Here is a 9453-nt window from a genome sequence, read left to right on the forward strand (position 1 = left end):
CGCGACCCTGCTCCACCACCGCCCTGGCCCCTTCCGGCAACCAGCTCACTGAGGTTTAGTAGCAGCGTTTGTTCGCCGATCCGTCCACCAGGAGAAGGGACACCCGGCAGGGACCCGATCTGACCATCTTTTGGCCAGATGCTTGGCCCGGTTTCCGTCGGTGCCGCACAGTAACCTCGGATTCGGGGGCGGCAAGGTTCCCCCAAGGGGGATCGCGGTCCCCACTCCAAGCGTATCGCGAGGCACCGACAGTGCATCGGTGCTTCAGAAGCCGTCGATCGCGAGGTGACCTGATCATGAAGGTGTCGCAGTCCGCTGTTCGTCCGCAGGCAGCCGCGGCGTGACTAGATTGCAGAGCGTGAGTGAGCCGGAGTCCCTGGAGCCCAAGCGCGGCTTCATCGAGAGCGTGCGGGACATCAGTCGCAACCCGGAGCCCGAGCGGGTCGGCCAGCGCTGGGGATTCGGCGCGTTCCTGCTGGTGGAAGCCGTTTTCATCCTGAGTGCCGTGTTCATCACGGCGGTGGGCAACAGCTACGGCGCGACGCTGGAGAGCTCGACCGCGCTGGTGCTGATCGGGTCGCTGGTGCCGATCATGCTCGCGGCCGCGCTCGCCGTCGGGATCACCTGGATCCGCGGCAACGGGCCCGTCGTCGACCTCCGGCTCAGCATCACCAAGGCGGACGTCGTCATCGGCCTCAAGATCGGGGTCGTGGGTCTGGTCTTCACCTATGCGGCCGCGACCGTGTGGGCAAAGATCGTCGGCAAGGAGAACGCCACGAGTGCCGTCGGCGAGCTCTTCAGCCACGCGAACCTGCCCCTCGCCGCGGCCATCACGATGTTCGTGTACATGAGCTTCATCGGGCCGATCTGCGAGGAGATCATCTTCCGCGGGTTGCTCTGGGGTGCGGTCGAACGGCAGGGCTGGAGCCGGTGGGCCGCGTTCGTGCTGACCACGGTGATCTTCGCGGTCAGCCACCTCGAACCGCAGCGCACCTGGCTGCTGCTGGTGATCGCGATCCCCATCGGCGTCGCCCGCCTGATCACCCGCAGGCTCGGGGCGAGCATGGTGGCGCACGTGATGAACAACTTCCTGCCAGGACTGTCCCTGCTCCTCCTCTCGGCCGGTGTCATCTGATGGACCTGAACAGCGACCTCGGCGAGGGCTTCGGCATCTGGAAGCTCGGCGACGACAACGCGCTCCTGAGCATCATCACCAGCGCGAACGTCGCGTGCGGCTTCCACGCCGGCGATCCGTCGACGATGCGGAAGGTGTGCGAGGAGGCCGCCAGGAACGGCGTCAGGATCGGCGCCCAGGTGTCCTACCGGGACCTCGCGGGGTTCGGCAGGAGGTTCATCGACGCCGACCCGATCGAGCTCGCCGACGAGGTGCTCTACCAGATCGGTGCGCTCGACGCGTGCGCACGAGCAGCAGGCACCGAGGTCGTCTACGTGAAGCCGCACGGCGCGCTCTACAACGCCACCGTGCACCACGAGAAGCAGGCCGAAGCCGTGGTCAACGGCACGAAGGCCTTCAAGGACCTGCCGGTTCTCGGCCTGCCGGGTTCCCAGCTGCTCAAGAAGGCGAGCGAGAAGGGCCTCAGACCGGTCCAGGAGGCGTTCGCCGACCGGGGTTACACCCCGCAGGGCACCCTGGTGCCGCGCAGCGAGCCGAATGCCCTGCTCACGAGCACCGCGCAGATCATCGAGCGCGCGCGGAGCCTCCAGCACGGCGAGATCGTCGCGGTCGACGGCACGATCATCAAAACGAGCGCGGAGTCGTTGTGCGTGCACGGCGACACCCCCGGCGCGGTCGAGCACGCGCGAGCGGTGAAAGAGGCGCTGAAGACGGTCAAGGCGTTCGCGTAGAGACCCGATTCGGATCCACCAGCCCCCATCTGGCAGAATTGCCGGTTGTCCGCCGCGGTCGGCCCCTCTGCCCGGGCCGCGGCTGTGCGAACCACCAACACAGAGTTCTGAGGAGTACCAGGCCCGTGGCCGTCAAGATCAAGCTTCAGCGTCTCGGCAAGATCCGTCAGCCGTACTACCGCATCGTGGTCGCCGACGCGCGCACCCGTCGCGACGGCAAGGCGATCGAGACGATCGGCAAGTACCACCCGAAGGAAGAGCCGTCGTTCATCGCGGTCGACTCCGAGCGCGCGCAGTACTGGCTGGGTGTCGGCGCGCAGCCGACCGAGTCGGTGCAGCGTCTGCTGGAGATCACCGGTGACTGGCAGAAGTTCAAGGGCCTGCCGGGCACCGAGGGCACGCTGAAGGTCAAGGAGCCGAAGCCGTCGAAGGCCGACCTGTTCGCCGCCGCGCTCGCCGCCGCGAACGAGGAGCCGATGACCGAGGCCACCACCCCCAAGGCGAAGAAGGCCAAGAAGGCCGACGAGGCCCCCAAGGCTGACGAGGCCACCAAGGACGAGGCGTGAGTTTGTTGGCTGACGCCCTCGAACACCTCGTTCGCGGCATCGTCGACCACCCGGACGACGTCCGGGTGAACCTCGTCACGACCCGCCGCGGCCGCACCCTCGAGGTCCACGTCCACCCGGACGACCTCGGCAAGGTGATCGGTCGTGGCGGTCGCACCGCGACGGCTCTGCGCACCGTGATGGCCGGCATCGGCGGTCGTGGTGTGCGGGTCGACGTCGTCGACACCGACCGCTGAGAACGAGCTTTCAGGGCAAATGGACGTAGTTGTCGGCCGTGTGGCCAAGGCGCACGGGATCACCGGCGAACTGGCCGTTGACGTGCGCACTGACTCTCCCGAGATGCGTTTCGCGATCGGGGCGAAGATGCAGGCCAAGCTGCGCGACGGCACGTCTCGAAGCCTCACCGTGTCAGCCGCCCGGCCTCATGCCGGGCGGCTGCTCGTGCGTTTCGAGGAAGTCGGTACGCGCGACGTGGCGGAGGCGTTGCGCGGCACGTTGCTGCTGGGCAGCACCGACGACCTGCCGCCGAACGACGACCCCGACGAGTTCTACGACCACGAGCTCGAAGGGCTCACGGCCGAACTCGTCGACGGCACGAAGATCGGCACGGTCAAGGAGATCGTCCACGGCCCCGGCGGCGAGCTGCTCGTGATCATCCGTGATCGCGGCGAGGCGCTGGTGCCGTTCGTGCGCGAGATCGTGCCCACTGTGGACGTTCGCGGCGGCCGGGTCGTGGTCGACCCGCCAGAGGGCCTGCTCGATGCAGATTGACGTCGTCACGATCTTCCCCGAGTACCTGGCGCCGCTGCGTGCCGCGTTGCTCGGGAAGGCGATCGACAAGGGCCTGATCAGCGTCGGTGTCCACGACCTGCGCGACTGGACCCAGGACGTGCACAAGGCCGTGGACGACAGCCCGTACGGCGGTGGTCCCGGCATGGTCATGAAGCCGGACATCTGGGGCCAGGCGCTCGACGACGTGTGCACGGACTCGACGCGTCTCGTCGTGCCGACGCCGGCCGGACGGCCGTTCACGCAGGCTCTCGCCCACGAGTACGCGGGCGAATCGCATCTCGTGTTCGCGTGCGGCCGCTACGAGGGCATTGACCAGCGTGTGGTCGATGACGCCGCACGGCGCGTGCGCGTCGACGAGGTGTCCATTGGCGACTACGTGCTGGTCGGTGGCGAGGTGGCCGTGCTCGCGATCGTCGAAGCGGTCGCACGGCTGCTGCCCGGAGTGCTCGGCAACCCGAAGTCGCACGCCGAGGACTCGTTCCAGGACGGCCTGCTCGAAGGCCCGAGCTACACGCGGCCGGAGGTGTGGCGTGAGCTCGCCGTGCCGGACGTGCTGCGTTCCGGCAACCACAAGCTGATCAACCGCTGGCGTCGTGACCAATCGCTCGTCAGGACCTTCGAAAGGCGTCCTGACCTGCTGGAAGCGTTGCCTCCGGAAGCGTTCGACAAGCACGACCGAGCCCTGCTCGCGCGCCTGCGCGAGGGCGGGGAGTAGCCCGATTTCATTCCGGAGTGCCTGGTCTGGCACACTGGAACAGTTGCCGCAGCCGGTTGTCATACCGGCGTGCGCTCCAAGCCGACCCCCATCATGTCGTGCACAGCCATGGAACATGCTCTGGGGAGTTCACAGACACACGTGAGGACCACCGATGAACATCCTGGACGCACTTGACGCCCAGTCGCTGCGCTCCGACATCCCGAGCTTCCGCGCGGGTGACACGCTGAAGGTCCACGTCCGCGTCATCGAGGGCTCGCGCGAGCGCGTCCAGGTGTTCCAGGGCGTCGTGATCCGTCGCCAGGGCGGCGGCATCCGCGAGACCTTCACCGTCCGCAAGGTCTCCTTCGGTGTCGGTGTCGAGCGCACCTTCCCGGTGCACTCGCCGAACATCTCCGAGATCGAGGTCGTCACCCGCGGTGACGTGCGTCGCGCCAAGCTGTACTACCTGCGCGACCTGCGCGGCAAGGCTGCGAAGATCAAGGAGAAGCGCGAGGCCAAGCCGGTCTCCTGATCGGTGGCTTCGAGCCCAGAAGACTCGGACGACGCCTCCGCACCGGACGAACCGGAGCGGGGGCGTACTCCTGTCTGGAGGCAGGTCCTCTACGTCGTCGTGACGGCCGTCGTGCTGACGGTGCTGATCCAGGCGTTCGTGGTGCGGGTCTACGTGATCCCCTCGGCGTCGATGGAGCGCACGCTGCACGGGTGCAACGGCTGCGAGAACGACCGGGTGCTGGTCGACAAGCTCATCTACCGGTTCAGCGACGTCGAACCGGGCGAGGTGATCGTGTTCCGCGGCCCCGAGGCGTGGACGACGAACGACTTCCGCGCCACGCCGTCGACGAACCCGGTTGCGCGCACGGTGCAGAACATCGGTTCGCTGCTGGGCATCGCGCCCGCGAGCGAGCGTGACTTCGTCAAGCGCGTCATCGCGTTGCCCGGCCAGACGGTGATGTGCTGCGACGAGCAGCACCGTCTCGTCGTGAACGGCAAATCGCTCGACGAGCCGTACCTCTACTGGCAGCCGGGCACGACGCCGGCGAACCACGAGCCGTTCGCTCCTGTGCTCGTGCCGGAGGGGCGGTTGTTCGTGATGGGGGACAACCGGATGAACTCCACGGATTCTCGCAAACAGGGCGGCGGGGGCGTAGCGGGCACGATCCCGATCGAGAACGTCATCGGGAAGGCCAGGTACATCGTTTTCCCGAAAGATCGGTGGAGTGTTGTGTCGGATCACAACCCGCAGCCCCTAGGCTGATCTCGTGGTTGACGTCGATCCAGAGCAGACCCCGTCCAGCGACGAGCCGACTTCGGACGCTTCGGAGAAAGCAGCGAAGAAGAAGAAAAAGGGCAACTTCTGGAAGGAACTGCCGGTCCTCATCCTGGTCGCGTTCGGCCTCGCGATCGGTATCCAGATCTTCCTCGGCCGGGTCTACATGATTCCGTCGGAGTCGATGGAGACGACTCTGCACGGGTGCACCGACTGCTACGGCGACCGCGTGCTCGTGGACAAGGTCACCTACCGCTTCACCGAGCCGTCGCCCGGCGACGTGATCGTCTTCCGCGGGCCGCCCGCCTGGCAGAACGACTTCGTCACCAACGAGCCGGGCAACCCGATCTCGCAGGGGCTGTCGTGGCTCGGGTCGCTGATCGGCCTGCCCTCGGCGAACGAGGAGGACTTCGTCAAGCGCGTGATCGCCGTCGGCGGGCAGACCGTGAAGTGCTGCGACGAGCAGAACCGCGTGACGGTGAACGGCAAGCCGCTGGACGAGCCGTACAAGCACTTCGACGAGGGCACGCCGGCCGAGCAGGAGTCGTTCGAGGAGATCAAGATCCCGGACGGGATGCTGTTCGTGCTCGGCGACAACCGCAACCACTCGTGCGACTCGCGCTGCCAGGGCCAGGGCGGCCTCAACGGGCTCGTGCCGGTGAACGACGTGATCGGCAAGGCGCGTGTGATCGTGCTGCCGCCGTCGAGGTGGGGCGGGGTCACGGACCACAACCCGCAGGTGGTCTCGATGGGTGCACCGGGATGGCAGGAGAGCGTCCCGATGGGTCTGGGTATCGTCGCAGCGTGGCCGCTTCTGCTGCTCGGACGTCGAGTGCGAGACCGATTCCGCCGATGACCATGCTGTTGCCGCCCCGTGCGGTCGTGCGGGGCTCGTCGGGGAACTGGGCGTTGCAGGGCACGCTGGAGCGGCGCGGGCTCGGTCCGGTCGCCGGTGTGGACGAGGCCGGACGAGGGCCGTGCGCCGGGCCGTTGGTGATCGCGGCGTGCGTGCTGCGGCCGGGTGACGCGGCGCGGTTCGAGGGCCTGAACGACTCGAAGCTGATGACGGCTTCGGCTCGCGACCGGATGTACGACCTGGTGCTGAAGCGTGCCGTGGATCACTCCGTGGTCGTCGTGTCGCCCGCCGAGATCGACTGGCTGGGCATCCACGTCATGAACCTGGAGGGCATGCGGCGCGCCGTTGCGCAGATGGCGACGCATCCTGGGTACGTGCTGACGGACGGTTTCAAGGTCCCCGGGATGCCCGCGCCGAGTGTCGCGGTGATCAAGGGCGACCAGGCGGCGGCGTGCGTGGCGGCGGCATCCGTGCTGGCCAAGGTCACGCGGGACCGGATCATGGCCGATCTGCACGAGCGTTATCCCCAGTACGGCTTCAACGAGCACAAGGGCTACTGCACGCCGGACCACACGGCGGCGTTGATGGAGCACGGCCCGTGTGCGGAGCATCGCTGGTCGTATGTAAATGTGGCAGCGGCGGCTGCGAAGCACGGTCTCGCCGCGCCGCACAGGGTGGCGCGCGGCACGACCGCGACCGCCGTGGTCCAGAATGATGCAGCCCCGGTTGACGCCGGGGAGCTCGCGACGAGGGAGGGCGCGGAGCAGATGACCCGCGCGGAGGCGTAATGAGTGCAGAGGATCTCGAGAAGTACGAGACCGAGATGGAGTTGTCGCTGTACAAGGAGTACCGCGACATCGTCAGCCAGTTCTCGTTCGTCGTGGAGACCGAACGGCGTTTCTACCTGGCCAACTCGGTGGACGTGCAGGTGCGCAACGCCGACGGCGAGGTGTACTTCGAGGTGCGCATGTCGGACGCGTGGGTGTGGGACATGTACCGCCCCGCTCGGTTCGTCAAGAACGTTCGTGTCATCACGTTCAAGGACGTGAACGTGGAGGAGCTGGACAAGCCGGACCTGCGCCTGCCGGAAAGCGGGCCGTTCCCCACATAGCACACCCCACCGACAATTCCGCCGTTTCAAGATCGACAACGGCTGACTTGTCCACAGCCGCCGAGTTGTCCACAGATTCCCCTCAGCCCGGTCGCCCACCCCTCCCCACCCTGCAAGGTCGTACCCAACGACCCGCAGGGAGGCGAGGACAGTGGTGGCACAGGCACTGGTCGAGACCAGGAAGCAGGAGCTGGGCCGTCAGGGCGAGGACCTGGCGTGCACGTACCTGGAGGGGCAGGGCCTCGTGGTCCTGTCCCGCAACTGGACGTGCCGCGACGGCGAGCTCGACGTCGTGGCGGTGGAGGGCGACCGCCTGGTCGTCTGCGAGGTCAAGACCCGGTCCGGCCCCGTCTGGGGCCGCCCGGACGAGGCCGTGGACGCGGGCAAGCTCTCCCGCCTGCGCCGGACGGCCCTGCGCTGGCTCGCCGCTCACGGCGTGGGGTGGTGTCAGGTCCGGGTCGACCTGATCTCGGTCACCTGGCCGCCAGGCGGCGAACCGCACCTGCAACACCTGCGGGGAGCCTGACATGGGCTTGGCGCAGGCGTGGTCCGTCGCCCTCTACGGCGTCGACGGTCTCGCGGTGGAGATCGAGGCCGACGTGGGCGTGGGCCAGCCCCGCACCCATCTCCTGGGCCTTCCCGACGCGTCGTTGCACGAGTCGAAGGAACGCGTCAAAGCCGCCGTCCGCAACAGCGCGGAGGAGTGGCCCAAGCAGCGCATCGTGCTCGGCCTGTCCCCGGCCAACCTGCCCAAGGGCGGCAGCAGCTACGACCTGGCCATCGCCTGCGCCACCCTGGCCGCCGCCGGCTCGCTGCCCGCCGACCGCCTGGCCACCACGGTCCTGCTCGGCGAACTGGCGCTGGACGGCCGGGTGCGCCCGGTCCGCGGCGTTCTCCCGGCCCTGCTGGCCGCTCGTCGGGCGGGGCTGCGCAGCGCGATCGTCCCGGTGGCCGCCCTGCCGGAAGCGGCCCTGGTGGACGGCGTGGAAGTCCACGGCGCCCTGACCCTGTCCGAAGTCCTCTCGTGGCTGCGCGCGGAGGACGTGACGCTGCAGGCTCCCCAGGAGGCGTCCGATCCGCCTTCGCAGGAGATCCCCGACCTGGCCGACGTGGTGGGCCAGCCAGAAGCCCGCTGGGCCCTGGAGGTCGCCGCCGCAGGCGCCCACCACCTGCTCCTGACGGGCCCGCCCGGCACCGGCAAGACGATGCTCGCCGAACGCCTGCCGGGCCTGCTCCCACCCCTGACCCGCGAGGACGCCCTGGCGGTCACCGCCGTCCACTCGGTCGCGGGCACGCTGTCGTCCGACTCCCCGCTGGTCTCCAACCCACCGTTCGTCGACGTCCACCACACGACCTCGATAGCGGCCCTGATAGGCGGCGGCAGCGGCATGGCCAAACCGGGCGCCGCCTCCCGGGCCCACAAGGGCGTCCTGTTCCTGGACGAGGCCTGCGAGTTCGGCCAGAAGTCCATCGACTCCCTCCGCACGGCCCTGGAATCCGGCGAGGTCCGCATCCCGCGCCGCGACGGCATAGCCCGCTACCCGGCCCGCTTCCAGCTGATCCTCGCCACGAACCCGTGCCCGTGCGCCCCGCCGAAGGAAATCGACTGCATCTGCACCGCCACGGTCCGCCGCCGCTACCAGGCCCGCCTCTCCGGCCCGCTCCTGGACCGCGTGGACCTCCGAGTCCAAATGCGAGCCACCACAGCCATGACCAACGTCGACGCCGCCCCACCAGAACCCACCGCAACCGTCAAAGCCCGAGTCCTGAAAGCCAGATCCCGAGCCGCCACCCGCTGGTCCGCCCACGGCCACAACTGGCCGACAAACGCCCAAGTCCCAGGCCCGGCCCTGCGCCGAGAGTTCGCCCTACCCCGCCAAACCACGGCCCTGCTGGACCGAGCCCTCGCCATCGGCGCCCTGACAGGCCGAGGAGCCGACCGCTGCCTACGAGTCGCCTGGACCCTCGCCGACCTCGCCGAAGCCGACCGCCCAACCCCCGACCACGTAGCCGCAGCCCTGAGCTTCCGAGAACGCCGCTCAACCTAACTCCGGCCATCCCACCCACCCACCCACCCACCCCGCTGGCCGCGCTACCCGCTGGCCGCCCCCACCCTGCTGGCCGCGCTACCCGCTGGCCGCCCTACCCGCTGGCCGCCCCACCCACCGGCTGCCCGACCCTGGCTGCCCGACCCTGGCTGCCCGACCCTGGCTGCCCGACCCTGGCTGCCCGACCCTGGCTGCCCGACCCTGGCTGCCCGACCCTGGCTGCCCGACC

Annotated in this window: 13 protein-coding genes; all 13 read left to right on the top strand. The window is 68.6% G+C overall.

The genetic code is table 11. The annotated features are described in order from the left end of the window. The first annotated feature begins 358 nt into the window (after positions 1-358). On the top strand, positions 359-1135 hold the full coding sequence (locus ACWEIJ_RS12240; protein WP_449837200.1) for a CPBP family intramembrane glutamic endopeptidase: 777 nt from the start codon (positions 359-361) through the stop codon (positions 1133-1135). Beyond that, positions 1135-1866 carry a LamB/YcsF family protein gene (locus ACWEIJ_RS12245; RefSeq protein ID WP_449837201.1) on the top strand — a complete coding sequence of 244 codons (732 nt, stop codon included), beginning with the start codon at positions 1135-1137 and terminating at the stop codon, positions 1864-1866. Before ACWEIJ_RS12240 ends, ACWEIJ_RS12245 begins: the two co-directional genes overlap by 1 nt. 125 nt (positions 1867-1991) lie before the next feature. Next, a complete protein-coding gene (gene rpsP / locus ACWEIJ_RS12250) occupies positions 1992-2432 on the top strand; it encodes a 30S ribosomal protein S16 (RefSeq protein WP_449837202.1) in 441 nt (146 codons plus the stop codon). Continuing rightward, complete coding sequence (locus tag ACWEIJ_RS12255; RefSeq protein WP_030468017.1) at positions 2429-2668, top strand: RNA-binding protein; 240 nt, start codon at positions 2429-2431, stop codon at positions 2666-2668. Before rpsP ends, ACWEIJ_RS12255 begins: the two co-directional genes overlap by 4 nt. A gap of 19 nt (positions 2669-2687) precedes the next feature. After that, a complete protein-coding gene (rimM, locus tag ACWEIJ_RS12260) occupies positions 2688-3203 on the top strand; it encodes a ribosome maturation factor RimM (RefSeq protein ID WP_449837203.1) in 516 nt (171 codons plus the stop codon). Continuing rightward, complete coding sequence (trmD, locus tag ACWEIJ_RS12265) at positions 3193-3939, top strand: tRNA (guanosine(37)-N1)-methyltransferase TrmD (protein ID WP_449837204.1); 747 nt, start codon at positions 3193-3195, stop codon at positions 3937-3939. The genes rimM and trmD overlap by 11 nt, the downstream gene beginning before the upstream one ends. A gap of 154 nt (positions 3940-4093) precedes the next feature. Next, positions 4094-4453, top strand: a complete 360-nt coding sequence (gene rplS / locus ACWEIJ_RS12270; RefSeq protein WP_189256706.1) for a 50S ribosomal protein L19 — start codon at positions 4094-4096, stop codon at positions 4451-4453. 3 nt (positions 4454-4456) lie between these two features. Continuing rightward, positions 4457-5197, top strand: a complete 741-nt coding sequence (lepB, locus tag ACWEIJ_RS12275; RefSeq protein ID WP_449837205.1) for a signal peptidase I — start codon at positions 4457-4459, stop codon at positions 5195-5197. Between the two features lie 4 nt (positions 5198-5201). Further along, positions 5202-6065 (top strand): signal peptidase I, encoded by an 864-nt coding sequence (gene lepB, locus ACWEIJ_RS12280; RefSeq protein WP_449837206.1) that lies wholly within the window; start codon positions 5202-5204, stop codon positions 6063-6065. Continuing rightward, a complete protein-coding gene (locus ACWEIJ_RS12285) occupies positions 6062-6853 on the top strand; it encodes a ribonuclease HII (protein ID WP_449837207.1) in 792 nt (263 codons plus the stop codon). The genes lepB (ACWEIJ_RS12280) and ACWEIJ_RS12285 overlap by 4 nt, the downstream gene beginning before the upstream one ends. Then, positions 6853-7176: a DUF2469 domain-containing protein gene (locus ACWEIJ_RS12290; RefSeq protein ID WP_030468024.1), complete on the top strand. Its 324-nt coding sequence runs from the start codon at positions 6853-6855 to the stop codon at positions 7174-7176. The genes ACWEIJ_RS12285 and ACWEIJ_RS12290 overlap by 1 nt, the downstream gene beginning before the upstream one ends. A gap of 154 nt (positions 7177-7330) precedes the next feature. Then, positions 7331-7702, top strand: a complete 372-nt coding sequence (locus ACWEIJ_RS12295) for a YraN family protein (protein ID WP_449837208.1) — start codon at positions 7331-7333, stop codon at positions 7700-7702. A gap of 1 nt (position 7703) precedes the next feature. Then, complete coding sequence (locus ACWEIJ_RS12300) at positions 7704-9224, top strand: YifB family Mg chelatase-like AAA ATPase (RefSeq protein ID WP_449837209.1); 1521 nt, start codon at positions 7704-7706, stop codon at positions 9222-9224. Positions 9225-9453 lie beyond the last annotated feature (229 nt).

This window comes from Lentzea sp. NPDC004789 (genome assembly GCF_053601075.1).

What these genes read in the sequence shown, in the direction of transcription:
- ACWEIJ_RS12245 (WP_449837201.1), top strand. Translation starts at nt 1,135, where the DNA reads ATGGACCTGAACAGCGACCTCGGCGAGGGCTTCGGCATCTGGAAGCTC.
- rimM (WP_449837203.1), top strand. Translation starts at nt 2,688, where the DNA reads ATGGACGTAGTTGTCGGCCGTGTGGCCAAGGCGCACGGGATCACCGGC.
- trmD (WP_449837204.1), top strand. Translation starts at nt 3,193, where the DNA reads ATGCAGATTGACGTCGTCACGATCTTCCCCGAGTACCTGGCGCCGCTG.
- rplS (WP_189256706.1), top strand. Translation starts at nt 4,094, where the DNA reads ATGAACATCCTGGACGCACTTGACGCCCAGTCGCTGCGCTCCGACATC.
- ACWEIJ_RS12285 (WP_449837207.1), top strand. Translation starts at nt 6,062, where the DNA reads ATGACCATGCTGTTGCCGCCCCGTGCGGTCGTGCGGGGCTCGTCGGGG.
- ACWEIJ_RS12290 (WP_030468024.1), top strand. Translation starts at nt 6,853, where the DNA reads ATGAGTGCAGAGGATCTCGAGAAGTACGAGACCGAGATGGAGTTGTCG.
- ACWEIJ_RS12300 (WP_449837209.1), top strand. Translation starts at nt 7,704, where the DNA reads ATGGGCTTGGCGCAGGCGTGGTCCGTCGCCCTCTACGGCGTCGACGGT.